The organism is Methanolobus sp. WCC4 (genome assembly GCF_038022665.1).
Lineage (GTDB): Archaea > Halobacteriota > Methanosarcinia > Methanosarcinales > Methanosarcinaceae > Methanolobus.
The window spans coordinates 2320796-2346495 of sequence record NZ_CP150629.1; the positions used below are offsets into that span (position 1 = coordinate 2320796).

Sequence of the window (25700 nt, forward strand, 5' to 3'; positions counted from 1 at the left end):
ATATTATATAAAAACGGAAATAGCTCAACGCGCATTAAACTTATATAATAGAAAATAAAGGCCTCGTGTGCCAAAAAGTATCAACAGGAATTGCCAATATGGTAATAGAGATATACAATGCATATCATTAGTTCATATCTATTTATTACTGTGATACAATGAACAGAAAAACAGCTTTTGATGTTACCTTACCCATTATGGCCATAGAACGATGCATCCCCATGTTCTTTATATTATGCATCTGCTCCCTCTTTCTCATCACGCCTGCAATTGCATTTCCTGATGATGCTGATAATTCATCTGCAAGCACCATTGCTGAAGATGTTGGAATCACAGAATACAGTCATCTGATAGAGATGTATTTTGAGGATGATAACTATATTTTAGTTGGAGAATCAGTAGTTTATTCCACAGGTTCTGCAAATGAAAGTGGAGAACTTGTATTCTATGTCCCGGAGAATGCAAATATAATGTATCTCCAGGTAACAGATATGGCCGGCAGTATCCCTGCCACTTCTGTGAACTATTCAAGAGAAGATGACTTCATATACTTCTCACCGGTTGGTCTTACAGGGTCAGGCGGAATGCCCCTCATCTATGATACAAGATACACGGTGCACAGCCATGAAGAAGTACCAACCTTCAACAAGGTGATCAGAGAAAACGGAGTATTGGACTATCCTATATCAAGGCTTATCATAGTTGTCAATCATGACAATGAAGAGATCCCATCCATCACTTCTGCAGACGGGATCATACTTGTTGCTGACGAGGTCATGAGTGGAACGAACAAGACATCATATATATGGTCCTCACCTGATTTCGACGAGGTCAATGTCATACTCGAAAAACACAATACAGGACCTACGGCAGGAGGCGTACCTAATTACAGTATTATAGTAGGTATAATACTGCTGGTCATTGTGATAGCTGCAGTACTATATTATAAGAAGGGAAGTTCAGGAAAACTGAATGAACTTGAAGATATATATGAAGCTGAGCTTGTAGTCCTTGCAAAGATAGATGAAGACAGGAAAAAGAAGAAACTCAGCAAGGAAGATTTCGAGCGTATCCACAAGAAACACAGCGATAATGCTGAAAAGATAAAGCAAAAGATGGAGAAACTCAAAAGGACCTGATACCTAATGGTCCAGTTCCCCATACACCTCTTCTTTTTTAACCTTCAGTTCAGGGACATCAGCAGTGAGCCAGCCTATATCATAGCTCTGTCCACAGTTAGGACATATCAGTCCAAGTCTTGCCTTTCCTTCGGAGACATCCTTGAAATGGACATGAAAACCACGCTGGTACCCACAACTAGGACATACCCTGAAAGAGTTTACAGTTTTTTCTTCCACATTCTCACCCATAATTAGAACTTATGTTCCCGGATAAATCATTGTCGATATAATCGGTCTGTGAAGGAAACTAGAATTGATCATCAGGAATATTATCCATAATAAAGCTTTATAGTACATTTAATCAATAAAATATCAATAATTATAGCTTTAATTATATTTCAAACCTTTATTCTCTTTTAATATGAGATTAAAGCTTTATTTCACCTTTTTTATTGCAAGTATCTTTATATTTGCATTTGACAATCCTCGAATTGTAAGATCGCATGTTAGCGTAACACCAACCACCATCATCACTAACCATCAACAATGTACCACCATACATGTCGTACACCAGATAACATGTGATCTTTCTGACAATCACAGATCATCACAGATCATCACAGATCTATACCGTGTGCCACTAAAAGGGCACCGGGAAAAACACCACCAAGGGATCTTTGGAGACGATCAAAATTATAGGAGGAAAGGAATGGAACCAATCCGAAAGTTCAATCGGTTCGAATTGAAGTATCTGCTTTCAATGGAGCAGACACGCGAATTTAAACAGCAGCTTGAGGCGTATATGCTCCCTGACCAGTATGCATGGGATTCAGGGGACTATGTGATCTCAAGTCTGTACTATGATAGTCCGGATCTTCAATGCTATTGGGAAAAGATCGATGGGCTTAAATTCAGGAAAAAGCTCAGAGTTCGCATATACGAGACCGAAGAGAGCATAACGGACGATTCCATGGTTTTCGTCGAGATCAAACAACGTTACGACAAGACGATACAGAAACGCAGGATCGCAGTACCTTACAGAGATGCTATGATACTCTGCGACGAGCGTCGCCTTCCCGATGAGTATGACGAGAGAGACAGACCCGTCATGGAAGAGGTTCTCGGAATGATCGAGGAAAGAAACCTCCAGCCAACACTCATCACAAGTTATTTCAGACACGCTTATACCGGAACGGATTACGACAACGGCCTGAGGATAACCTTTGACTCGAACATAAGATACAGGATCAATGACCTGGACCTGGCCTCCAAGAATCCAGGAAGATATATAGTATCACCTGACCGGGTGATCCTGGAGATCAAAGCCAATGAGAAGGTACCTTACTGGCTTACAGAGCTCATCGCCCAGAACAACTACAGACTTGTCAGAATTAGCAAATACTGTACTGGACTGGATGTGGAGAACGAGTTCCCCCGAAAGATCGAGGTTTATTAAATGGCAGTAGATATTGAAAGTCTATTGGATTTCGAAGACTTGAGCGGAACTTTCACAGGCACCGACGTTTTTGTTGGTCTTGTTTTAGGTTTCATATTGTTATCAGCCATCGGATGGCTGTACAAACGCACGCACAAAGGAACATCCTACACCCAGAGTTACGTCCACACTCTCATCATGATGGGACTGGTCGTAGATGTCATCATGCTTATTGTGGGTTCGAACATTGCACGTGCATTCTCACTTGTAGGTGCATTGTCCATCATACGTTTCAGGAATGCAGTGAAAGAGATCCGTGATATCGGTTTCATATTCTTCGCTATGGCGATCGGTATGGCAACAGGTACAAAGTTCTACATGCTGGCGATAATCGCAACCTGTGTGATAGGTGCCCTTCTCTTCATAATGTTCGAATTTGACTGGTTTGCAAGACCTGCCATGAGCCAGATACTGAAGATACAGATCGACAAGGATGTTGATTTTGAAGAACTATTTGACAGGACATTCGTCAAATACACACAATCAGCAGAACTCATAGGAATAGATTCAGTCCGCTCAGGAACAGTGACAGAACTCGTCTACAGCATAATACTCAAGAAAAATGCCAGCAAGCATGAGTTCATTCAATCTATCAAAAGTCAGAATGGAAATCAGAAAGTGTTCCTGATAACCGGTTACAACACCACAGACCTATGAAATTATAAGAGGGAACTAAAATGAAAAAGTATATTTTAATAGGGGGATCTTTACTGGCCCTATTACTTATTTTTATAAGTGTGGGAGGAAGTATTGTCCCTTCAACTACAGAAGAAAATAATAATGATCTGAGTGATGAGGGAAGTATTATCTCTACAATTACAGGAGACAGTAATGAAGATATTTCTATATATGCAGCAAGCTCAGAATTCACTTCCAGGGATCTGGAACAGGAAACTGATCTGGAAGATGCAACATATATAGAAGCTGAGTCAGACACTGATATTACTATCTCTGAAGAAGGAGCTTATGTAATAAGTGGAGAGGCTACTGAAGTTACTATTTATGTAGATGCAGAAGATGAAAGCAAGGTCCAGATCGTTCTGGATGGTGTGAATATCGTTAATGAGGATATGCCAGTTATCTATGTTAAGTCAGCAGACAAGGTATTCATTACTACCACAGATAGTGAGAATTATATGGAAACGGCAGGGTCTTTTGTCAGCGATGGAGATACGAATCTCGATGCAGTCATATTTTCAAAAGATGACCTGGTCTTCAATGGTATAGGTTCTTTAGAAATTGTTTCTTCAGAAAACGGAATTAGCAGTAAAGATGACATTAAGGTAACCGGAGGAACTTATTACGTAACTTCAGAACTGGATTCTTTCGAAGCTAATGACAGGATATTGATCTATGATGGAACATTTACTGTCGATTCTTCAAAAGATGCATTCCATTGTGAAAATGATGAGGACGATAGTTTAGGGAACATCTACATTTACTATGGAACGTTTGAGATCAATGCAGCTGATGACGGGATAACCGCTGCCGGATTTATACAGATCGATGGCGGAGATATCACTATTACAAAAGCCTCTGAAGGAATTGAAGCGACCTATATCGTGATCAATGATTGTAATATAGATATTTACGCGACCGATGACGGGATCAATGCTGCCAGGAAAAGTACTGCTTATGATGTTGAAATTATCATTAATGGCGGGACGATCAATATAGAGATGGCTAGCGGAGACACAGATGGGATCGATGCAAATGGCACGGTAACCATTAATGATGGTTACATAACGATCACATGTAATTCCGGAATTGATGTAGATGAAGAATCTTACATAAACGGAGGAACTGTTATCGTAAATGGTGTGCAGATATATGAGATACAGGCAGAAATGATGGGCGGTGGAAACAGGCCAGGAGGACCCGGAGATGGAAATATGCCACCCGGAGGAGGAATGCGAAGATAATGATCCAATTACAGTATAAAGCGTGCCTTTATACTGTTTTTTCTTCATCTAGTGCAAAGTTCCCTTTGAAGAAACTAGCATTTTTCGATCAGAATAAGAAATACTGAGTCTTTTCTGTCGTTTGTCCCTTTATCGATCAAACTCCCTTATCTCCAACAACAGAGCACAATTCCACATAACTGATCGTCTCTACTAAAACTCTTATCTTATATGGAGGAATATGGGAGTCAAATGTGGATCGATGCTCTGTACTCATCTTTTGATTATCTCATTAAGGTCATCCCTCCCATCGTAGTAGGGACCATTATAATGGATATTCTCGTGGAAATGGGATGGGTCAAAAAACTGGGTTTCCTTGCATCCCCTGTGATGCGTTTTGGCAATCTCAGGGAGGAGCTGGGTGTGAGTTTCCTCACATCCTTTGGCTCATCTGCTGCGGGAAATTCCATGATAGCAAAGCTGCATGATAATAACTACATCGATAGAAAGGAGACCATCATCGCCACAATGGTCAACTCGTTCCCATCAAGCATAGTGCTCTCAAGGGATCTGCTGCCCGTTGTTGTCGTACTGCTTGGCAGCACCGGTCTTATCTATCTGGGCATAGTGGTGCTTATCGGCTTTCTGAAGACATTGATGGCTCTGGTCGCTGCTCGTGTTCTTCTTGAACCCAAACCCTACGGAGAGATCCATGCAAACATCGAGAAGGTCCCCTTCATGCAAGCACTTGAAAAGGCCTCCAAAAGATCAGGGAAATCCCTGAAAAAAATAGTCCTCACCATGGCAGTGGTATCTATAATTGTTTTCCAGCTCATGGAGACGGGTATATTTGACTGGGTATCATCCTTGATGAGCAACTCTTTTCTGATCGGATATGTACCAGCCGAGGGTTTGCCCATTGTGGCAGGATGGTTTGCCAGCAATATCGCTGCCTATACCATAGCTGGCAATCTTCTAACGGCAGAGATGCTTACACCAAAGGATGTTATACTTGCTCTTATCGTTGGAAGGATACTGGCCAGTGTTCCCAGGATCAAGAGCATGCTGCCATATTATGCAGGTATATTCAGCCCCAGGCTTGGAGTGAAAATCATGTTTGTATCCCTGATGATGCAGAACGGTATAATGGTCGGGATTGTGGCTTTTATCATAATGTTCTGGTGAAGTCACCAGATAATCACGTTTTTTGGTCTCTGTAGAGATTATCACTTCAAATTTTACGAAATCGTGCATACCTGGCATGATCGTAAATCTTTAATTGTTTACTGATTACGGCTTTTAATTACACTTATGCAGAAAAACAGTTAAAGCGAAGATTCTTTTTTCCATCTTTTCGAATCGTGCCGGCTTCGCCGGATCTTTCAGGATGGTTTAAGTGATTCACGACTTTTGATTGATATATCTTATTGTTCCCTGTACTCCTGTGCTTCTGATAGCTCTACAAAAATAATTGAAATAACTAACAAGGCCACCATCCGCCGCAGGCGGCACGCTCCTTTCCCATTGATTGAAAACAATCGATTTCATTCATTAATTGATAATTGTTGACCCCAAAAAAATGCGATTAGCAGGATTTCTACAGATCCATCATTTCCCTATCTATTAAAAAAGAATGGACACTTCCAAAACACTTATCAGAGAATATACTCAAGGGACACACATGTTCAAAGGGATTATCTTTGACTCTGACGGGGTCCTTGTAAATTCAATGCCATATCATGCAAAGGCATGGGTAGACGTGTTCGCAGAATTCGATATCGATGTCACCGAAGAGGAGATCTACGAGATAGAGGGCTCCAATCATGTTGGTGTTATCAACATATTCTTTGAGAAAGCAGGAAGAAAACCTGAACCTGAGATATATGATATCATACTTGAAAAGAAAAGGACACATTTCATGGAAAACAACAGGGCAGAAATCTTCGATGGCATGTACGAATGCCTCAAGTCCCTTAAACCAGCATTCAAATTAGCTGTCGCATCAGGTGCCGACAGAACGATAGTGACATCCCTAATGGACAGATTCTATCCTGGAATATTCGATGCCATAATCTCCGGGGAGGATGTGCAGAATGGTAAACCGAATCCTGAACCATATGACAGAGCTGTTGAGAGACTTGGTCTGGAAAAAAGTGAATGCCTTGTAGTAGAAAATGCACCTCTTGGTGTGAAGGCTGCTAAGAATGCCGGTCTTTTCTGCGTGGGAATCCCAACCTACCTTGACCCCTCTCAGCTTCATGAAGCTGATATTGTACTAAATGACCATTCAGAGCTAATCGGTTACCTGAGTAATCTGATGAAAAAAGATTGATGAAACTTAAGTAATTCGTGAATAACTTAAATCATCCCGAAGGGCCCGGCGAAGCCGGCACAATCCGAAAAAGTGCATTAAATAATCTCTTGTTCTCACTTTTATTTCTACACGCAAATGAGGATATCCACTGAACTCCCATGAATTGTAACTTTGAATCCAGCAATTATTAACAGCTGCATATTTTAATAGTATTCATGGCAGTGAAGGAAAGTGCCGCCTGCGGCGGGTGGTTGCTTTGTTCTTTGTTTGCCAATGGTTCTTTGTTTGCCAATGGTTCTTTGTTTTCACCCTTTTCTACACACTAGTAACTTAAAGCTGCAATGTATCCTACAAAATTGAGAATCTGCAATAATGACAGACATCACAATCGCATGGATCAGTAAATAAGAAATTCTACAAAACCAAAATAGAAAAAGAAGAAATATGTACGGTTATACCAACCGTACTGTTTCGAGATTTGTAAGTGCCTTTGTCTCCATCTTATTTCTCTTGTGGATGGAGCTTGCAAGGTCTATGCATGAACGTTCGTCACCGTGTTCGGTGTACACCCTTTCAGGACGTGGCTTCATCTTCTGGATATAGGACATCAGTTGTCTCCTGTCGGAGTGACCGGAGAAACCATCTACAACCTCGACGTTCATGTTCATTTTAACGACATGAGTGCCATTTCTGGTGGAGATAGGGATCTCCTTCCATCCCTTCTGTATCCTTCTACCAAGGGTTCCGTCCGCCTGATAACCTACAAAGACAAGCGTATTATTCTCGTTCTCTGCGAAAGCCTTGAAGTACTCAATTACCGGACCTGCATTCATCATACCTGATGTTGACAGGATAACACATGGATGTGGTTCTTCAATGATCTTCTGCCTCAGTTCATTTGAGTCAACCGGCTTGAAGCATTCTGAAAGGAACGGATTCTGGCCTTTCTGGAAGATAAGCTTACGCAGGTCGTTGTTGAGATATTCAGGATATGTGGCATGGATAGCCGTTGCTTCCCAGATCATACCATCGAGATACACAGGAACGTTCGGAATGATGCCTTTACGTATCGCATCCTCAAGAACGATCATTACTTCCTGACTCCTTCCCACAGCAAACGCAGGGATAAGCACTATTCCATCATTCTTCAGGGTGGAATTGACTATATTCTGCAGGTTCTTCTCAGCTTCCTTAAGAGAAGGCTGTGTGGCATTGGAGTTTCCATAAGTGGATTCCATGATGACACTCTCAACACGAGGGAACCTGTTGACCGCTGCATCGAAGAGCCTTGTCTTCTCATACTTGAAGTCACCTGTGACAACAACATTGTGCAGTCCGTCACCGATGTGGAAATGGGAAACAGCAGAACCGAGAATATGTCCTGCGTTGTGGAAAGTAAGCTTGATATCAGGAGCGATATCAGTAACTTCCTCATAATCAAGAACAATGGTGTGTTTAAGTCCCTGCCTTACATCTGCAGAAGCATATGGAGGTCTCTTGCCTTCCTTTGCAGCTACATCTATGTAGTCGAGCTGCAGAAGTGCCATGAGATCCCTGGTTGGCGGGGTACAGTAGATAGGACCTTCAAAACCATACTTGTAAAGAAGTGGCACAAGACCCTGGTGATCAAGGTGCGCATGTGTGAGTACCACAGCATCGATCTGGTTGATCGGGAATGCTTCAGGTACATAGAGATAAGGGGTCATATTGTCATCTGAACCGACATTGACACCACAATCGATCATTATACGGGATTCCGGGGTCGAGATGATAAAACAACTTCTTCCTACCTCCTTTGCACCACCAAGTGATGTTACCCTTACCCATTCATCCTTGGAAGTGCATCCTCTGTGGATCTTTCGTCCTACGGATTTGAGGATATCTTTCCTCTCTTTATGATTGGTACGCATGAACTCACGTATGTTCTTTACAGTACGTGATTTAATAGGAGGTGTCCTTACGACCTTCGGGGTCCAGCCTATCTTCTTTGTGATCTCCCTTAGGGTCTCTCCGTGTTTACCTATTACAAGACCCGGCTTTTCAGCTTCGATTATAACTTCACCGACATCCGGATCGAAATGATAATTTGACACACCTGACTCATCAGGTACTGTCTGCAGGATCTTATTAATTGATTCCTCAGGTGGCATAAGCACACTGGGATCAGGACGCACTACTATGCGTGTCCTCAATGCCTTTGCCAGGTTCCTGACTATATTGCCGTTATCTGCAAACTTCTTGGGCTCTTCTGTATAAACAACAAGTTGGGGGCCTTCAAACTCAACACCAGAAATAGTAGTACCGCTAGGTAGTTTTTCTTCTATTTTCTTCTTCAGATCAGATAGTACTTCTTCTACCGCCATTAAAACAGCCTTCCTTATGAAAAAATGAGAAATGTAATATAGTTAAAGAACTATATTTGAAATATAATATTACATTAAATAAGAGATAAAGGATTGTTAAATACCTGTTTAGAGTGTTTCCCTCATCTTTTTGACGTCTTCCATGTCAAGCCTTGTGTAGGAATCCTTCTTAATTACAACCACATCGATGTTCTCACCGGATGCAGAGTCCCTCTTCATTGCATTGTGAAGTGCTCTGACAGCAAGTTCAATACCTTCCTCTGTGGACATATCCTCTCTGTACCTGTCCTCAAGTACACCGTATGCAAAAGGAGAACCTGAACCTGTGGATACAGCCTTTGTCTCTTCGATGCTTCCACCAAGAGCATCAAGTGAATAAATGGAAGGTCCGTTCTTGTCATATCCTCCTACGAGGAGTTGTACCATCAATGGATAATATCTCTGTCCGCTGAGCATGTTCGACAACAATGTTGTAAGACCTTTGATGGTCATGGATTCCTTGCGTCTCATTTTGTATAATTTGGACTCCACACTCATTACCCTTACGATCTGCTGTGCATCCCCAACAGAACCTGCAATGGTCATCGCAACCCTGTCATCTATCTTATAGACCTTCTTTGCGGTCTTACTTGCAATGAAATTCCCCATTGTTGCACGCTGCTCGGTTGCAAGAACAACACCGTCATTGCAAACTATACCTACAGTGGTTGTACCTTTGTAATGTTTATCATTAACCATTAATTATACCTCATACAAAAATGAGAAAATAAATTTCAAAAATGTGCTATGCATGACAATGCATTAACCAGTTACTCATTAGTAATTTTTATATATATATTTATCCCTTGCAGGATAGTGACTCAGTAAGTACCAAGTTCTTCAGCAAGTGCTTTTACACGTTCGATGCTTTCAGGGTCAAGGTTGTTTTCCTGCATCTTCAGGATACGCTCTTCCAGTGTTATCCTCTTCGTACCCTTTACAAGATTATCAGCATGTGCAACTATCATCTGTTCAATCGTCACCGGCATATAATCATCATCAGGAAGGCCAAGTTCTTTTGCATCCTCCCTGGTGATCCCCGCACCTATATGGCGCTTGATTATCTCTATTATCGCCTGATCGATGCCATTCTGCTCTGCGACCTCAACACCGGCTATGGCATGGGTGATATCATGTGTCCTCGCCCTTCCAAGATCATGGAGTAAAGCACCTGCTTCCACAAGAGCTACATCCACATCCCTGCCACTGCTCCTGAGCTTCAGGGCCATCTCCAGAGCAAGATCTGCAACAGCTACGCAGTGAGCTATTACTTTTTCACTGCAACCCGATGATCCAAGTATATCCAGTGCATCCTGACGCGAGAGCATCTATTTATCTTTATCAAGGAATTGAAGTCTTTTTTCGATCTTGCTTATGAATTCACTGTTGTCATCGTACATCATATCCTCACCACAGTAAGGACAGAGGAACTCACACTCAGTAGCTTCATTGAAATTCAGACGAAGGCAACCTTCGGGACAGGCATAGAATACATTCTCGCCCTCGAATTCAAGCCTTGTCTTCAGATGCTTGACAAGCCTCTTCTTCTCTTTGACCAGTTGAGGTCCGATGTCGGTCATATCAAGGGTCCAGAGATATGTAAGCCAGCCACTGCTGGAGTCACGTTCACGCCTGCATACTGCAAGTTTGTTCTCATTAAGGATAAAAAGAGTTCTTCTGACAATGTTAAGTAGAATACCTGTTGCCTCAGCTATTTGTTCATCGGTTACCTCGCCCTCGGGCATGTCAATTATCATCTGCAGTCCATCTTCACCAACCAGACGAATAAGATACCCTCTGACAACCGGATCATTCAAGTCTATCAAAAAATTTCACCTCATGATATGCATGCTTAATGCAATGTATTCAAATATTAACCTTTGCTTGCAATTCCTGCCTGATCAGAACCTTTGGAATTGTGTCCATGTATTTGTTCAGGAATCTAGTAGATTCAATGTTTCACGTATAAACATAACGCTTTCTTTAACCCTGGAAAGAACATCCTCACGACATTTACCGGAAGATAGTACTGAGATCACCGGTTCACCGGGACCTATAGCCTGTCCTGTATTTGGAACATCGCATACATCCAGTTGAAGCAGTTCCTTTTGTACATCCCCGGTCATCCTGATATCCCTGTCGGCATAAAGAACCGCGCGACAGGCATACTTCATCCTATCATCCGTTCCTCTTCCATCCTTCCCTGCGACCATAGTTCCTTCAAAGGCCTGAAGATGGGCCGCCAGCAAATTAATCCCTGTTGCCGCTTCAACCGTATCAAGACTGCCCTGAAAACGTGCATTGACCTCGATGACCACCGGACCATCTTCGGATATTATGAAGTCCACACCACTGGAACCCACAAGTCCCAGCTCAAGTATGATCCTCTCGGACATATCTGCCATTTCCGAAGCACATGGGATCTCATAGGGTGTTATATTCCCGCAGTAAGCGAATGGTGAATCGGTGAGCCATGGCGTTCCTATCAACTGCTCATTCACAGCAATTGCAAGCGCCTCATCCTTTGTAGATACAACAGACACGCTGGCAGGCACACCTTCAACATATTCCTGAGCTATGAGCTTGTTCTTACCCGGCGGCATCCCCACATCCTGCAATCTCTTATGAAGTACATTCACATCATCATCACTCTCAAGCTTCATATTGAATATGCCGCCACCTGAACATGCAGGCTTGACGATCACAGGAAAGCCCAGTTCATTGATATCAGGAAGAAGAACGGTCTTTGGATGGGGCATGTCCATCTTTCCCATCAGCTTTGAAAAACAATATTTGTCCGAGGCATCCCTCATTATACCGGGATCATTGGAGAGCACCCGATATGGCAGTCCTTCAAGGTCCAGCATCTCAAAACCGGAACCGGGAATTATAGCATCGAACTCAACACCGAAACTCAGTACCATCCCGGCAAGTTCATCAAGGCTGACAGCACTGGCATCAAATGAACCATTGATATCAAGCCTTCTTGCATCTGTAGCAAAACGCATGAGGTCATGGTCACAGAAAGCATCGATGGCATACATGTTATATCCGGCTTTGCTGCCGGAACAAACAATGTTGCGGGTGCTGAAACCTATAACAAGGATATTCTTCATGATATACGGCCTTTATCAAAATTGTTAGAAGCACTCAGGAATTATCAGGAACAGCAAGGATTCCCTTTTCTGTTTTGACAACTGGTATCTCCGTACCTGCCTCTGCATTGAACATTACCGGCTTTTTGATCGTCACGGTCTCGTAGGTATCCGGATCAAGAACAAGAAGGTCATCATTCTCGATAGCCACCAGCATTGTCTTTCGCAGGTCCTTCCTTTTTGTCAGGAGGGTCGCTCCCTCAAGTTCATCGGCCTTGCCTGTGAAACGGGAACCTGTCTCGATATCGATACCTGTGACATTCTTACCGAACTTCCTGACCTCGATCACCCTGCCTTTGTGCTCTATGATATCCTGAGGCATGAATTCAGGAAGTCTGAGTGACAGAGTAGTACGATACACGTTCTTGCCATCCTTCATTCCCTGTAATGAGGCTGACTCGGTAAAGGTCCCTCCTAAGCGGGAGGTGATCTCCCTGCATATATGCCGGGCTGCATTCGAGGAACCAACGTAGAGATCAGTACCCTCTTTAATTTCAAGGCTGCTGGATATGAAGGCAAGCCTGTCGCCCTTGTTACATAACCTTTCAAGTACCACTGCAGCGATCTCAAGACATTCATTCTTCTCTTCATCGGTCGGGATACGGTTGGCAGCCCTTATCTGGATTATAGCCTCGAAATACCCGCCTGAAATGCGACTGCACATGTCGCACGCTTCACGAACCACCCGTATCTCGGTCTCGAGGTCCTGATGGAACATCTCATCAAGCACATTGGCATCCACTTCAATATGCACCTTATAAAGATACGGGGTACGGGCATGAGGTTCGATATATAGCTCGATATCCCCGGCCATCTCATGTACAAAAAGAGCATCCTCAGCGGTCTGGATAACAATATCCTCAAGACTGCCTTCATTCACCCACCGGTTCCTGACATTGCGTGCTCCGCAGGTGGCACATATCTTTGCATGCAGGACCTGAGGTATTTCCGCAAGGGTGAAATTTTCCAGGAAACAACTTTTGCAGCGTCCCTGGAATAGTCTGGGAGTTCCTTTTCCGCATTTTGGACAAATGGTGCTGTTCATTGGCTCTGATACCATAGTTAATTAGATATTGTTTTCGCCTGACATAAGATCGTCCGTTTCAACGGACCAGTTCATATTCCATACTTCCGGCACCGATACTCTGCGCATGTTCAAGATGAATGACAGGATCGATACCCCATACATCATTAACGCAACCTTTCTTCTCATGACCCATCCTCTCATTTATCAGATCAAGGCTTGCCATGTCAATTGCAACAGGATCCTTTGAAGCGGTTATACCTATATCACCTGCAAAGGTCGGTGCCGAGAAGTTGAAACAGTCACATCCCGGCGTGAGGTCGAATATCCAGTTGATATACCCTATCCTGCCGGAAAGAGCCTTTACAGGACCCATTGCAGCCTCACCTAGACGCTCCTGTAGTCTAACAGGACCATCTGCCGGAGGAACTATAGCCTGATAGTTACAGCTTCCAAGGCATGATAATTCCCCTTTGCAAATATCATAGTTCACATGTGCTTTCTCATTTTCAACACTAATAGCATCCCATGGGCATGCTTTCATACATTTTTTGCATCCCACACATTTTTCGATATCTATGTCCGGTTGTGAGACCTCATGAACAGCAGTTTTCCCTTCTTTGTCCAGACAACCCATACCAAGATTCTTCACCGCTCCTCCAAATCCTGAAGCAGGGTGACCTTTGCAATGTGATATCATTATCATGGAATCGGCTTTTGCGATAGCTGCTGCAACGGTGATCTCGCTGAGTATATCCCCGTCGATCTCCACCGGAACCGAGTCATCACCCTGAAGTCCGTCAGCACATATAACAGGAGCCCCCATACCTGCATGTGTGAAACCATTCACGGCAGCGGTGCTGATAAGATCAGGAGCGTTGAAACGTCTTCCATTGTACAGAACGGTCGTGTCAGTCACAAAGGGAATTCCTCCGGCCTCCTTCACAAGGTCTACAACGGTTCTCACTATCACAGGGCGTACGTAGGTGGTATTGCCATATTCACCGGGGTGTATCTTCACAGCGACGAGATCACCTTCTTTTACAGGTGATATCTTCGGGAAAAGGTCTTTTATCTGGTCTACCTGTGTCTGTTCAGGTCCAATATCTTCAGCAGGTTTGAAATAAACTTCACTCATAGGGATGCCTCGATACATACTATACGATATTTTCAGTGACAGGGTCTGTAGTACAGATGATATTTATTGTATACAGAACTGTGCTGTACTTTGACTACAGGTATAGACAAAGCATCCGAATAACTTATACTTGTCCTTGAAGAGAACATTTCAGTCTGCAACAGAAGGAGAGAATGAACGTTAGAAACCTGAATATAAGCACTTTGAACCGGTAAGCTATTTTTCGGATCATGAAAGGACATTGTTACACAAATATAGTGCATACACACTGGCAAATATAATCTATATATTTTGTAGTGATATATATTGATTATTTGCATCGAATATATCTATTCTCGCCACAATTCTGGAATTGGAAAGAGAAAGGAGAATCCATAAAATGCAAAAACTTCAAAATGACCTGAAAAAGTATAAGTACGATCATTCAAATAATTATACAAATGACAGTTTGAAAACAATTGTTAATGGACACTATGAAATTACAGAAGATCCCGAAGACATCGAACTGATCAGGTTCATGGTCGGCGGGATGGTGGGAAAGTAAAAGAAACCGGTGGGGTGCCGGCAAGTGTGGGATGATTACATGAATGTACAAGAGAACATTTGTTGTGAATTTTGTGAGACCGAACTGAAACGTCAGTTAATAGGATCGAATGTGTTCTACTACTGCAAGGATTGTGGCAGGATCACATCTGTTAAGGACAGGGTAACGATAACTACAGACGACAGGGGAGCAGGAATATGTGTATGATAGAGGAAGTGGGGTACTCTGAAGAGAATAAAAAACTTTATTGTACGAAATGCGTGATACACGTAAGAACAGGCAAATGTGAATACCTGAAATACCTTGAATCAAAGGTATCTGTTGACCTCAGCAGAGAATATTTACAGGAAATACTTATACATGAATGTGGTCTCTGACCGACCGCATCATCATACTTTTTTAATGATTATAATAACTACTAAGGATATGGGCGATCCACTGATCAATCTATGAACCAATCCACGTAGGCAAGAAGCTCTTTCTTATCCCAGTTATCAAGTTTTACAGGACTGTCCTTCTGTGCCCCTCCAAAGAGAGCTGCCTTCTGGTCACCATCAAGGACATGTACCTTATATGTTCCCTCATCGCTATCCCGGATGAAATAACCCGGAGTCGCCGAATCTGATTTCTTCCACATTGTGATCCTGTCATAGTCCCACATGCATGTTGCCCATTCAACCATTTTTTCAATATGTTCATCCCTGACCTCATCAACATCACCAACAATGACGCAGTGTTTTCCATCCTTTGTCAGTTCGATACTATTGTGAGTACGTATGATCAGATCCATTTTTATCCCACGTAAAACGACATGTAAATAGTATAAGAATTTTTTGTTTCAAATTATACTACCTTACCAGGGCAGAGATAGTACAGAATAAATTGTAAAAAGAAAGATGCATTTTTACGCGCATCTTTCAAAATAGTATATTCGTTTATTTCTTCTGTGGTGGCCAGTTCTTTTCCATCCAGCCAGGGATCCTACCGGAATCTGCAGGACCTACCATCACATTAGCACCTGTTGCATCTTCCACATCACCCTGCAGACGTGCTGCAAGTCCGGGGATCACAACGGTGTTGTGGCTTGTGTCCTTCTTAAGGTCAAAGCCTGCGTCCTCGATTCCCTTCTTGATCTTCTCGGCGGTAAGCTGTCCACCTGCCACTGCTGCCTCTACACCGATACCGTCGGTATCAATTGCCCAGAGGAAACAGTCGATCTTGTTGGATGCGATATCACTCTCTACTGTGTAGTATGTAAGAGCGAAGTTGGTTGTGACGAGAACTGGTGAATCTGCGGTTGGCTCTCCTACCTTATACATACCCGGATCTACTGTGACCGGCTTTCTTGGGTCAGTGTAGATGGTGTCACGGATGTGCAATTCAGGCAGCATTGCATATGGCTCTGTGCTGTGGAGGATCATTATGTCACCGTACTTGATGGTGAATACTGAAGCAACCACTGTTTCCCAGTAAGATGCACTTACAGGGTCATCGTGTGCCATCCATGCTGTGAGCGGAACTGCCATTATCGGATATGCGATCTCACGGTCGCCGTCAAGACCTGCCCTGCGTACCTTGATGAAGTTTGTGAAGGTCTGCTTGAGCTGCTTTCCGGTCGGGAATGTTCCCGGATCGAGTACAAGTTTCTCGGTTCCCATTTCTGCAAAGGTCTTTGCCAGTGTCTTGAGCATGTCAAGGTCATTTGGTGCAAAGAGTGTTACAGGTACATCGTACTCAAGTACAAGGTCTGCAACTTCCTTCCAGTTGTCCTTGGTTGCTGCATAGAGCAATGGGTTCCTGTCCTTTGATACCTCAAGACCAGCCTTTAAGACTGCAGGATCGAATGAACAGAGAATGATAGGCAGATCTGTTGTCTCAACTACCTTCTTAACAGCAGCTGCGAACTTTGCAGGGTCGCCGGATGTGCAGCGCACTGCTATCATATCCACGGTGAGGAAGTTTCCTACATAGAACTTCTTGAAGTCCTGGATGTATTTTACCCTCTCAACGAGGTCCTTCTCATCCATGCTATCAGTAACATCGTATGCATACTGTGTCTCGTTGAAGAATGTGAGCTTGTGCCTGTATGGGACATCGTCCCCACCGATCTTTGCGATCTTGTCACCGACACCTATCTCCACTTCCCTGATCTCAGGGGCAAGGAGGGCGTCTAGCTCTTCATACTTCTTCTTGAATTTAGCATCAAGAATAGGCTTACAGTCAGTAAGTTTGTGTGACCTGTCGATAAGGTGTGCTGCAAAGGCCATACATGTTGCTTCACCACACTCACCACAGTTGGTGGCTGGCAGGAATTTATATGCTTCAAGTGGACTGTTGATCTTCATTTATCACACCTCCGCTCCTACCCAGTTGGTGATGTCTATCTCTTCGGACTCGATGGAACCGTAGAGTGTCTGTGTAATTTCCTTGAGCACCTGTACGGATGTTGGATGCATCATCATGAACATATCGTTACCTGCAAGTGAGAGTGCAAGACCTGTGACGATCTCCCAGATCGGTCCACGGTATTCCCTTGGTCCCCAGTCGGAGTCCTGGTTGAGAGGGGAAGAGACCATCCATGCCTCACGGGCACCCCATGCGTTGGTGGTACCGGATGACATTGGGAATGTCAGTTCGTCGTCGCCCATAAGACCGGCAAGTCTTATACGCTCCATGTTGGTGTAAGCGTAGTCAAGACCGTAACCCAGAGCTGCTGTGGTTGGGTCCATTACTATTCTGTCCCTTGGGACATTACACTGCTTCATAAGCTTCCTGTTAAGCTCTTTCTGAGCGTTGATCTCAAGCTGTGTCCAGGAAAGGACATTGTGTCCGTAGTCCATGGCTGCCTTTGCGATCCTCTCGTAGTCAAGGTTCAGACTTGCGGATGCGAGAAGTACTCTCTCTCCTTCTGCAACTTCTGCTGCCTTCTCGAGTACTTCAGGGTCCTTCTCAGGGTTACCTGAACCACCGATAACGATAGGTACGTCAACTGCCTGAAGTACATCTTCGACGACCTTTGCTGCTTCCTTTGCAGGGGTGTCGCTGATGAGCGGGTCAGTTGAGATAAGGTGAATTGTTACCATGTCTGCGTTAAAGTCACGCACGACCTTCTTTGCCCACTCGGCAGGATCGTTGATAACATCCTCGTAGTTGCCCTTTACTGCCTTTGCCATACCTATCGGCATGTCGAAAACGTCCATTGTGACGTAGTTCCTGTGTGGCATCTCGGCATCGAAGTAATATGGAAGTGCGTTCTCTCCACCAATGGTCACAGTGCTCTTTCTCGTTCCACCGTCACCTGATGTTGCACCAAGTGTTACTTCCTGGATAGGGTTCTTCCAGTTGTCTACCTTTGAAACCTCGAATTTGGAAGCAAGGAGTTCCTGTATCTTCGGGGAAGTTGGTAGTGCTCCTGCCTGTGGTGCTTCTGCCATTCCGAAAGCAGATGCGAACAACTGTTCAGCAGGGAATCCAAGCATCCTTCCGATGTTGGCCATGTGCAGGGATATCTGGGATATCTCATTTCCCAGTGCATAAGCGAGTGCAGGATTAAGTCCTCCACCGCCGGATATGTTAAGCTCGATGTCACCTTCGATGGTCACACCTTCCAGTGACTCCACATCGAGGTCCTGCAACATATCACTAAGCTGTGATAATTTCATTTTCTTTGTCATGTGCATTCCACCATATGATATATTTGTTACAAACCAAGTTTCTGAGCGATCTTCTCAACTTCCTGTACTGCAATGGAATCGTCAGGAAGATCGAATAAAGGTTCCCCGGCAAGATCTCTCTCCACGATCATCTCATCCACGGGGATCATTCCTATCAGTTCAAGACCGAGTTCTTCAGCAGTACTGGAGATCCTCTCACGGTTTGCATCTGTGACCTTGTTCGCAATGACGTAGATGTTGGAAACGTCTGTTTCCAGCTCGTTAACAAGTTCCCTGATACGCTCAGCGGTCCGAAGACCCCTGCGTGAACCATCCGTAACAACTACAAGATCATCAACGTTCCTGAAGATCTTCCTGCTGAAATGTTCCAGACCGGCTTCAGCATCGATGATGAGTACATCATAGTTTGTCACAAGCTTGTTCATGATACCACGAAGCAGATTGTTCACATAACAGTAACATCCTGAACCTTCAGGCCTTCCCATGACCAGCAGGTCATATCCTGGCATCTCTTCAAGGATCTCATAGAGTTTTCCTTCCAATATGGATTCCTTGTTGACATCAGGAGGGAGATTGTCACGTTCCTCGTGCATGTACTCTTTTATGTCACCAATTGTCTTTGTAGTATCACATCCCAGAGTTTCCGGGAGATTTGTATCAGGGTCCGCATCAACGGCAAGGACTACCTTATCACCTTTTGTAAGTTGGCGAATGAGAAGACTGGTCGTTGCCGTCTTCCCTGTTCCGCCTTTACCTGTCACTGCAATTATCTTAGCCACAGAAGACCTCTCTTAGTCCTGTTTCTTAATGATTACCTTGTCAATGCTTACCTTTGCATTCTTAAGGACGATCTTTACACCGCCAGATCCGCCGCCGCTCATCATTGGCATGGATGGCATGAAGCCGCCAGTTGGCATCTGCATCTGTGGTGCAGCAAAGCCTGCCTGTGGAGCTGCTTCGGTTGCCTCTTCCTCTTCAGGTGCTTCCTCTTCTTCCTCTACCCACCTTGCAAGAATTGGGTGATCATTGTCCTTGAGGAAGTTCCTGAGACTCTCGACATCTGTTGCATCCTCTTCGGTTGCGATCTTGTCACGGATGTCCTCTGGAATGTCGCTGAGGATCTTGTCCTTGAGCATCTTAGGGAGCCAGACAACCCTGTCCCATCCACCGTCGGACTGAATGAACTTTGGTGAACGGAAGTAGTTGACACCTACACCGAGGAAACCTACTACCTGCTTACCTCCACCGGTCTGTCCTGCCATGGTTGAGAACTGGAGACCGTTTGGAGCTGTTCCTGCGAAGTCCCTGTCCACCCATCCGATACCGTCCACTTCAGGTATGTAGAAACCTACTACCTCGAAACATCCACAGGATGTGTGTGGGTACTCGAAGAATGAGTGCAGCTTGATACGGTCATATTCGCCGCTTGAAAGCCTCTCTGCAGCTTCGTTGACACCGGTGTATTCTCCGGATTCTGCGTCAATTACATCGCCTTTTGGAATTGCGAACTGAGGACCTTCAGGGTCTACCTTTGCAGCTGCCCTGCCGTCGAACCAGTTGATAGCACCACAAAGTGATATCCTGTCTGGTGTGACGACACAGACATTGGTTGGAGCGAATGATGCACAAAGAGTACATCCATAGAATGTGTCAACATCCTCATCGTGCAGGTCACGGGTCCTCTCATCTCTTGCCTTATAGACTGCCCTTGCATTCTCGACTTCCTTCTCGATCTCATCCATATCTGTGATGTAGATAGCTTCTACAGCCTCTATGAAAGGAAGTTCGTTCTTAAAGAGCATCATGATAGCTTTTGCAACAGATTCAAAGGAGGTCATGCCCTTTGCAACTGCATCCTTGCTTACCCTCATCCAGACATCGTCTCTCTGGTTCAGGTGCATGAAACCCTGTATGTAGTTCTGGAATTCGTGGTTCCTTCTTTCAACGATGGACTCAAGATCAGCTTCTACAAGCTCTCCTGCGATCTTGTAGATCATTGCAAGAGGATACCTGGAACCTTCTTCCATGTCTGAGATATCAGGACCGATAAGTGTGAACTTACCATCCTCCACCTCATTCATATCTGCTGCTCTTACAAGTTCGAATCCTTTGGATTTAGGACCTGCAAGTTCTGCATACATACCGTCTTTTCTAATCCTCTCTCCTTCAAACATAGGAGATATTTCAAAAGGAAATTCATCTGCCATGATTAGTTCTCCGTATTGTCACCATTCAAATAAATATCATAAATTCTCAACGAGTTCAGCAAGCGCTTCCACGTGTACCTCGGGCTTGAGGTTACCGAAGGACAATGTAGCGTTCTGCATGTAATGTCTTTCGATTGCCAGAGCCTTCAGGTCAGTGAAGTTCTTAATTCCTGAAAGTACCTGATCAAGATAGTACTTCTTGTGTCCAAGGAAGACAACTGTGTCATACGGACCCTGTCCGTCAAGACCTGTCCAGTTCTTGTCCCCGAGGAAAGTACCAAGTGAGTGTATGTTGATGTACTTTGCGCCGATATCCTTGTTGACAAGGGCCGTAATGGAATGTCCGGTAGCAGCTACCGGAATTCCCTTCTTTGCCATTGCGACTATCTTCTCGATGATCTGTTCATTGTCCACTATCTCAGAGCCTACTACAAGAAGCGGTCTCTTTGCCTTTGAAAGCATCTTGCCTGCAACATTGGGGTTTACAGGTTTTGCCATCTTTCTACCATAGGTGGAGTATATCTGTGTGTTCTTGGTGGTGTCTACCATTTAACATTCCCCCTTGCAGAGTCTCTTTACGTTAGTAGGCTGGGCAGAAACATCTGCCTTCATTGCCGGACCGGAAATGATCTTCTTACGCTTCCAGTCGACCTCCCATCCGTGTTCTGCCTCAAGGATCTTGAGAAGCTCCTCACGCTTTGCAAGCGGAAGGTCTGTCTCTGTCCTTACGAACCTGTACCAGTCCTCAGGCATGTGACCGAGGTACTTCTGACTGAGCTCCATGTAGTGGGTCAGTTTGATCATCCTTCCCATGCTGTTGTCAGATGGACGGATACAGTTCTTTGCAAGCATCGGGAAGAGTTCCTCAATGGACTCAGCGGTTGTGAGCAGGAACTCAGGTGCGGATGGGATAGGCATCTCTGAACCGTCCCTTGCATCGTATACCTTCCATGCTGCTTCATCATATGGCTTACCGATGAGTGCCCTTCTGTACTTGGAACCGTGTGGTCCGACAATTACAGGTATACCGAGCCTGTTACATCCTGAACCGATCGCAACTGCCTTCTGTGAGTATGCTCCCCATGCTACACCGACAGCACCGATACGGTTTGTGATGTAGTCAGCGATCTCCTCATAGTTACCTGTAACATTCCTCTGAGCGAAGATGGCAGCTACCTTGATCGCTGTTCCTGTGATGTGTGAGTTGGAGACACATGAACCTACATTGATGAGGTTACCGGCAAGGAACTTTGCAGGATATTTCTCATAGAGGGTCTCACCGTCCTCGTTCTTGTACATACCGAGGTCCATTGCTGAACATCCGGACATGACGACGATGTAGTTCCTCTTGAGCATCTCATCTGCAACCTTGTACAGGTCCTTTGTACCGTTAGGATAGTTGGAACATCCTACCATTGCAATGATACCTGGAGTTGTACCAAGAACAAGGTTGACACCTTCCTCACGGATCTCAGGGTCACTGATCTGTCCTCTTCCTGCACGTACAATACCCTTCTCTTCACTGATGAGTTTCTGTGAAGCCTTTTCTATCATGTTGAGGACAGGGATATCCTTTGGACATGCCTGGTCACATCTTCCACAACCGATACAGAGGTCGTGGAGTTCCTCGAACTTGCGGAAGTCCTTGTCAACACCATCTTTCATGGCTGCCATGATCGGAAGGTTTACAGGACAGTCAAGTTCACAGGCACCACACTGGACACATTTCTCTGAAAGTTCCTGAAGTTCCTCATCGCTTGGAAGTGCGGTTATACCCATGTCGTCACGTATCTTTGACATCTTGATAGCAAGTTCAGGTGCTACCTCTCCAAGGGTATCGAAGTTGAGAATAAGTGCTCCGGGGTCCTTGAAGGTTGAAAGGTCTTCAATGATCTCTGCTGCACTGTCATTTGACCTGTTAGGCAGACCGTACATGATCTTCTCGTTCGTTGTGATAACAGGGATAGAGAGTTTCTTTGCCTCGTCAAGGACGTCAGCCCTGACACACTGTTCATCCACAACGATCACATCAGGTACACCGGACCTGATCATCTTGAGTTCCTTTGCAAGGGTACCGATGATCTTAGCGTGTGGCTGACCACCCTTCTCAGCCTGGTAACGTGTCATGTCAAGAGCAGTACAGCACAGTCCTGCAAGCTCGATCTTGTCATCGAGGTCATGATCGTGTATGTAATCCATGATATAGGTTACACCGGAGACGTTGTGTCCGATAACAACAAGCACTGGCTTCTGGGGATCGATGCATCCCATTCCGATCTCAACGAGTGGTGTGTCGGTCTCAGCCTTTGGCATTCCGAGACATGACATCTGTGCAAGGTCGGATACTTCCATACCTACGTGGTCAAGCATACCACCGTGAAGGATCTTAGACTCGAAGTCAATGGCGGCTCCTTCCTGCCCTGCGTGGATGGTAGCAAGAAGCTGGTTTACCTGTTCCTCAACATAGTCCATTACCTCTTCGAGGTCACCAAGGGTCTCTGGTCTGATGCCTGTAACAGCCTGGGTGTTAGGAGCTATGAGGTTTGAAGGTCCTACATCTATTGGTTTGTCACGTCCGTACTTATCGATCAGGTGATGAAGGATGTGACGACCGTGTGCAGAGTGTGCTGCAGTACCGGTGATTACTCTCAGAAGGGTCTCACGTGCCTGGTGTGCTTCCATGTTGATACCACATGCACCTTCCTTGTTACCGGTAAGGTCACACTTACCAAAGGTACAGTAACAACACTGGTCACAGACAGGAGTGTAAACTGGCTGGTAGCGTGACAGCAGCTTATAATCCCAGTCCCTGAGACCGGAGATACCCGGTTTAGGAGTTGGACCTACTTCTATTCCTTCTTCCTCTGCTTTTTTCTCAATGGCACCTACGATCTTGCCGATCGTGATCTGGACGTTTTCCAGTTCGTCAATGGAAAACTTTCCAGCTTCTATGTCGCTCATGTTTGTTTTGTCCTCCTTTATAGGTGTAGAAGTGCTACGAAAAAACACTGTTGTATGATTTAGTATTATTTGCAAATCAATTCGTAATATTTTTGAAACTGTTATGTAGGGTGTTCTAATAACACCACCCTATATAAAAAAGTTTCCTAGATCTATCATGATTATTTGTGACCATTCTTTTCAATGTTTCACATAAGGTCCGGTCAATAGAATATATACGTACATATGAGTAATAAGTGACAACAATACACGATTTTCACATATAAGTTTTCCGATAAATATCACGATTATTCTTGACAATAAAAAAGCTCTCAAGATGTATTTTTCGGAAACGGTTTTATTTAATGCCAGTATACCATAAAGAAGCATTAAGAACACGGTGAATCATTTGGATAAAAAATGCTGGATATGTGGCAAAGAAGAGAGCATTCCCTTCAGATGTCGTTTTTGCGATAAGGTCTTTTGTTCCAAGCACAGGCTTCCCGAGCAACATGCATGCGAAGGCCTTGAACAGCTCAAACAGGACAGATCATACAGCGGAAGCCCAGGATATGGGAATTACGGAAATGATGATATCTTCAAGGATGCACTGAAGAACACTGCGAAACATGCAGCCAAAAGCGCAGTGAAAGGCATGGGCAGTAATATTAAGTACTCCATGAAAAGCAGCCCTTCAATGGCGATCATCTACCTCTGTATATTCTCGTTCATCCTACAGATAGTGATACCGGGCTATCAGGAATTGTTCCAGATGGTGCCTGCATTCATACTATCGCACCCATGGACACTGTTAACCCACATGTTCATCCATGCAGACTTCACCCACATATTCTTCAATATGCTGGTACTGTTCTTCTTCGGACCTGAACTTGAAAGGAGAGCAGGCAAAAATATATTCCTTAATGTATACCTCACAGCGGGTCTTGTTGCTGCCATAGCCTATTCCCTGACCACAGACAACCCCTTCATACCTGTTGTCGGTGCCAGTGGGGCGATAATGGGAATATTTGCAGCCCTTGCCATAATAGCACCGGACATAAAGGTATACGTATATTTCATCCCCATGCAGATCACACATGCATTGATACTCTTCGCCATAGTTGATTTTGTCCTGCTGGGTTCGAACGATATGATAGCTCACACTGCCCACCTGAGTGGTATACTTGTGGGTCTGCTCATGGGAAGCCGTATAAAGCGAGCACAGATAAAGTATAGTTCATACGGCAACACATATTATCGAAGGTGATCCTGTTGGTGGGAGCAAGGAGCAACCTTGCCAGGCTTTTTCCAAGACCTGAAGAGGGCGAGTTCATCCCCATACAACTAATTGATATGCAGGAAAAACTTGCAGGCTGGTCCCCTCAGCTCAGACGTTCGGTATACGTTGACGATTTTAAGGATACAGAAGGACTGAAAAGAGTAAGGGAAATAACACTCCTGAAGGTCTACAACTGGCTGCTTGATGGTGAGAGCCTTATAGAACTGTCTGACATGGAAAGAGAACAGTTCGAGGAAGTAATGGATACTTTTATAAAACATGGCGGAGAAATTCTTTTTACCAGAAAGCGAAGTGGTGGGAGGCTTGTGAACTATTTTATACTGAACGATAGTTGCAAACCGGATGCAGACGTTGAGAAAAGATCGCTGGATGAAATAATATGACGTAGAACCCGATAATGGTAAATATTCTCATATTCTTTCATAAAACAGCGCATCCCCAGTAACAGTTATATCCTATTAGTAAAAACCCATAGTAATAATATT

The 25700-nt window shown here is 44.4% G+C and carries 26 protein-coding genes; 11 read left to right on the forward strand and 15 right to left on the reverse strand.

From position 1 onward, the window contains the following. Nucleotides 1-158 precede the first annotated feature (158 nt). Nucleotides 159-1139 (forward strand): hypothetical protein, encoded by a 981-nt coding sequence (locus tag V7O63_RS10920; protein ID WP_340818569.1) that lies wholly within the window; start codon nt 159-161, stop codon nt 1137-1139. Between the two features lie 3 nt (nt 1140-1142). On the opposite strand, the gene V7O63_RS10925 is transcribed toward V7O63_RS10920, so the two are convergent. Beyond that, the gene (locus tag V7O63_RS10925) at nt 1143-1358 is read right to left on the reverse strand and encodes a hypothetical protein (RefSeq protein ID WP_340818570.1); all 216 of its coding nucleotides are present in this window, start codon (nt 1356-1358) and stop codon (nt 1143-1145) included. A gap of 472 nt (nt 1359-1830) precedes the next feature. Between V7O63_RS10925 and V7O63_RS10930 the strand changes: the two genes are divergently transcribed. The 5 genes from V7O63_RS10930 (at nt 1831) to V7O63_RS10950 (ending at nt 6849) form a co-directional block, all read left to right on the forward strand. Then, nucleotides 1831-2577 (forward strand): polyphosphate polymerase domain-containing protein, encoded by a 747-nt coding sequence (locus V7O63_RS10930; RefSeq protein ID WP_340818571.1) that lies wholly within the window; start codon nt 1831-1833, stop codon nt 2575-2577. Next, nucleotides 2578-3273, forward strand: coding sequence for a DUF4956 domain-containing protein (locus V7O63_RS10935; RefSeq protein ID WP_340818573.1), 696 nt, complete (start codon nt 2578-2580; stop codon nt 3271-3273). An 80-nt stretch (nt 3274-3353) separates the two neighbouring features. Continuing rightward, the gene (locus V7O63_RS10940) at nt 3354-4538 is read left to right on the forward strand and encodes a carbohydrate-binding domain-containing protein (protein WP_340818575.1); all 1185 of its coding nucleotides are present in this window, start codon (nt 3354-3356) and stop codon (nt 4536-4538) included. A gap of 231 nt (nt 4539-4769) precedes the next feature. Beyond that, the gene (locus V7O63_RS10945) at nt 4770-5702 is read left to right on the forward strand and encodes a nucleoside recognition domain-containing protein (RefSeq protein ID WP_340818577.1); all 933 of its coding nucleotides are present in this window, start codon (nt 4770-4772) and stop codon (nt 5700-5702) included. Nucleotides 5703-6198: 496 nt separating this feature from the next. Next, nucleotides 6199-6849: an HAD family phosphatase gene (locus tag V7O63_RS10950; RefSeq protein WP_340818579.1), complete on the forward strand. Its 651-nt coding sequence runs from the start codon at nt 6199-6201 to the stop codon at nt 6847-6849. 434 nt (nt 6850-7283) lie between these two features. Here V7O63_RS10950 and V7O63_RS10955 read toward each other — a convergent pair whose 3' ends face one another. The 7 genes from V7O63_RS10955 to V7O63_RS10985 form a co-directional block, all read right to left on the reverse strand. After that, nucleotides 7284-9194 carry a beta-CASP ribonuclease aCPSF1 gene (locus tag V7O63_RS10955; RefSeq protein ID WP_340818581.1) on the reverse strand — a complete coding sequence of 637 codons (1911 nt, stop codon included), beginning with the start codon at nt 9192-9194 and terminating at the stop codon, nt 7284-7286. A 108-nt stretch (nt 9195-9302) separates the two neighbouring features. Beyond that, complete coding sequence (psmB, locus tag V7O63_RS10960; RefSeq protein ID WP_340818582.1) at nt 9303-9932, reverse strand: archaeal proteasome endopeptidase complex subunit beta; 630 nt, start codon at nt 9930-9932, stop codon at nt 9303-9305. A 122-nt stretch (nt 9933-10054) separates the two neighbouring features. Continuing rightward, a complete protein-coding gene (locus tag V7O63_RS10965) occupies nt 10055-10561 on the reverse strand; it encodes a TIGR00295 family protein (RefSeq protein ID WP_340818583.1) in 507 nt (168 codons plus the stop codon). Next, a complete protein-coding gene (locus V7O63_RS10970; protein ID WP_340818584.1) occupies nt 10562-11059 on the reverse strand; it encodes a transcription factor in 498 nt (165 codons plus the stop codon). It lies immediately after the preceding gene. A gap of 108 nt (nt 11060-11167) precedes the next feature. After that, nucleotides 11168-12349: an ATP-grasp domain-containing protein gene (locus V7O63_RS10975; RefSeq protein ID WP_340818585.1), complete on the reverse strand. Its 1182-nt coding sequence runs from the start codon at nt 12347-12349 to the stop codon at nt 11168-11170. A 34-nt stretch (nt 12350-12383) separates the two neighbouring features. After that, entirely contained in the window at nt 12384-13433 is a 1050-nt protein-coding gene (locus V7O63_RS10980; RefSeq protein WP_340818586.1) for a 60S ribosomal export protein NMD3, read from the reverse strand. 58 nt (nt 13434-13491) lie between these two features. Beyond that, nucleotides 13492-14550 carry a DUF362 domain-containing protein gene (locus tag V7O63_RS10985; RefSeq protein ID WP_340818587.1) on the reverse strand — a complete coding sequence of 353 codons (1059 nt, stop codon included), beginning with the start codon at nt 14548-14550 and terminating at the stop codon, nt 13492-13494. A gap of 379 nt (nt 14551-14929) precedes the next feature. On the opposite strand from V7O63_RS10985, the gene V7O63_RS10990 reads away from it, so the two are divergent. From V7O63_RS10990 to V7O63_RS11000, 3 genes are read left to right on the forward strand one after another with little or no spacing between them, the layout of a single operon-like run. Beyond that, complete coding sequence (locus V7O63_RS10990) at nt 14930-15094, forward strand: hypothetical protein (RefSeq protein WP_340818588.1); 165 nt, start codon at nt 14930-14932, stop codon at nt 15092-15094. Nucleotides 15095-15133: 39 nt separating this feature from the next. After that, nucleotides 15134-15301 (forward strand): hypothetical protein, encoded by a 168-nt coding sequence (locus V7O63_RS10995; protein WP_340818589.1) that lies wholly within the window; start codon nt 15134-15136, stop codon nt 15299-15301. Next, nucleotides 15292-15471, forward strand: coding sequence for a hypothetical protein (locus V7O63_RS11000; protein ID WP_340818590.1), 180 nt, complete (start codon nt 15292-15294; stop codon nt 15469-15471). The genes V7O63_RS10995 and V7O63_RS11000 overlap by 10 nt, the downstream gene beginning before the upstream one ends. Nucleotides 15472-15536: 65 nt before the next feature. On the opposite strand, the gene V7O63_RS11005 is transcribed toward V7O63_RS11000, so the two are convergent. The 7 genes from V7O63_RS11005 to cdhA form a co-directional block, all read right to left on the reverse strand. After that, nucleotides 15537-15884 (reverse strand): hypothetical protein, encoded by a 348-nt coding sequence (locus V7O63_RS11005; RefSeq protein ID WP_340818591.1) that lies wholly within the window; start codon nt 15882-15884, stop codon nt 15537-15539. 145 nt (nt 15885-16029) lie between these two features. After that, nucleotides 16030-17439: an acetyl-CoA decarbonylase/synthase complex subunit gamma gene (gene acsC / locus V7O63_RS11010; RefSeq protein WP_340818592.1), complete on the reverse strand. Its 1410-nt coding sequence runs from the start codon at nt 17437-17439 to the stop codon at nt 16030-16032. Nucleotides 17440-17442: 3 nt separating this feature from the next. Next, complete coding sequence (cdhD, locus tag V7O63_RS11015; RefSeq protein ID WP_340818593.1) at nt 17443-18768, reverse strand: CO dehydrogenase/acetyl-CoA synthase subunit delta; 1326 nt, start codon at nt 18766-18768, stop codon at nt 17443-17445. Nucleotides 18769-18794: 26 nt separating this feature from the next. Further along, complete coding sequence (locus V7O63_RS11020; protein ID WP_340818594.1) at nt 18795-19547, reverse strand: carbon monoxide dehydrogenase accessory protein CooC; 753 nt, start codon at nt 19545-19547, stop codon at nt 18795-18797. Between the two features lie 12 nt (nt 19548-19559). Further along, on the reverse strand, nt 19560-20975 hold the full coding sequence (cdhC, locus tag V7O63_RS11025) for a CO dehydrogenase/CO-methylating acetyl-CoA synthase complex subunit beta (RefSeq protein WP_340818595.1): 1416 nt from the start codon (nt 20973-20975) through the stop codon (nt 19560-19562). Between the two features lie 36 nt (nt 20976-21011). Beyond that, entirely contained in the window at nt 21012-21524 is a 513-nt protein-coding gene (cdhB, locus tag V7O63_RS11030) for a CO dehydrogenase/acetyl-CoA synthase complex subunit epsilon (protein ID WP_340818596.1), read from the reverse strand. Next, nucleotides 21525-23936 (reverse strand): CO dehydrogenase/acetyl-CoA synthase complex subunit alpha, encoded by a 2412-nt coding sequence (cdhA, locus tag V7O63_RS11035; RefSeq protein ID WP_340818597.1) that lies wholly within the window; start codon nt 23934-23936, stop codon nt 21525-21527. Nucleotides 23937-24315: 379 nt separating this feature from the next. Between cdhA and V7O63_RS11040 the strand changes: the two genes are divergently transcribed. Beyond that, complete coding sequence (locus V7O63_RS11040; protein WP_340818598.1) at nt 24316-25182, forward strand: rhomboid family intramembrane serine protease; 867 nt, start codon at nt 24316-24318, stop codon at nt 25180-25182. A gap of 8 nt (nt 25183-25190) precedes the next feature. Next, entirely contained in the window at nt 25191-25598 is a 408-nt protein-coding gene (locus V7O63_RS11045) for a hypothetical protein (protein WP_340818599.1), read from the forward strand. Nucleotides 25599-25700: the final 102 nt, after the last annotated feature.

Bases quoted from the DNA above. Each gene is read 5' to 3' on its own strand.
- V7O63_RS10990 (WP_340818588.1), top strand. From the start codon at position 14,930: ATGCAAAAACTTCAAAATGACCTGAAAAAGTATAAGTACGATCATTCA.
- V7O63_RS10975 (WP_340818585.1), bottom strand. From the start codon at position 12,349: ATGAAGAATATCCTTGTTATAGGTTTCAGCACCCGCAACATTGTTTGT.
- V7O63_RS10950 (WP_340818579.1), top strand. From the start codon at position 6,199: ATGTTCAAAGGGATTATCTTTGACTCTGACGGGGTCCTTGTAAATTCA.
- cdhA (WP_340818597.1), bottom strand. From the start codon at position 23,936: ATGAGCGACATAGAAGCTGGAAAGTTTTCCATTGACGAACTGGAAAAC.
- V7O63_RS11005 (WP_340818591.1), bottom strand. From the start codon at position 15,884: ATGGATCTGATCATACGTACTCACAATAGTATCGAACTGACAAAGGAT.
- V7O63_RS10920 (WP_340818569.1), top strand. From the start codon at position 159: ATGAACAGAAAAACAGCTTTTGATGTTACCTTACCCATTATGGCCATA.
- V7O63_RS11000 (WP_340818590.1), top strand. From the start codon at position 15,292: ATGTGTATGATAGAGGAAGTGGGGTACTCTGAAGAGAATAAAAAACTT.
- cdhC (WP_340818595.1), bottom strand. From the start codon at position 20,975: ATGGCAGATGAATTTCCTTTTGAAATATCTCCTATGTTTGAAGGAGAG.
- cdhD (WP_340818593.1), bottom strand. From the start codon at position 18,768: ATGACAAAGAAAATGAAATTATCACAGCTTAGTGATATGTTGCAGGAC.
- cdhB (WP_340818596.1), bottom strand. From the start codon at position 21,524: ATGGTAGACACCACCAAGAACACACAGATATACTCCACCTATGGTAGA.
- V7O63_RS10965 (WP_340818583.1), bottom strand. From the start codon at position 10,561: ATGCTCTCGCGTCAGGATGCACTGGATATACTTGGATCATCGGGTTGC.
- psmB (WP_340818582.1), bottom strand. From the start codon at position 9,932: ATGGTTAATGATAAACATTACAAAGGTACAACCACTGTAGGTATAGTT.
- V7O63_RS10930 (WP_340818571.1), top strand. From the start codon at position 1,831: ATGGAACCAATCCGAAAGTTCAATCGGTTCGAATTGAAGTATCTGCTT.
- V7O63_RS10985 (WP_340818587.1), bottom strand. From the start codon at position 14,550: ATGAGTGAAGTTTATTTCAAACCTGCTGAAGATATTGGACCTGAACAG.
- V7O63_RS10955 (WP_340818581.1), bottom strand. From the start codon at position 9,194: ATGGCGGTAGAAGAAGTACTATCTGATCTGAAGAAGAAAATAGAAGAA.
- V7O63_RS10945 (WP_340818577.1), top strand. From the start codon at position 4,770: ATGTGGATCGATGCTCTGTACTCATCTTTTGATTATCTCATTAAGGTC.
- V7O63_RS10995 (WP_340818589.1), top strand. From the start codon at position 15,134: ATGAATGTACAAGAGAACATTTGTTGTGAATTTTGTGAGACCGAACTG.
- V7O63_RS10980 (WP_340818586.1), bottom strand. From the start codon at position 13,433: ATGAACAGCACCATTTGTCCAAAATGCGGAAAAGGAACTCCCAGACTA.
- V7O63_RS10935 (WP_340818573.1), top strand. From the start codon at position 2,578: ATGGCAGTAGATATTGAAAGTCTATTGGATTTCGAAGACTTGAGCGGA.
- acsC (WP_340818592.1), bottom strand. From the start codon at position 17,439: ATGAAGATCAACAGTCCACTTGAAGCATATAAATTCCTGCCAGCCACC.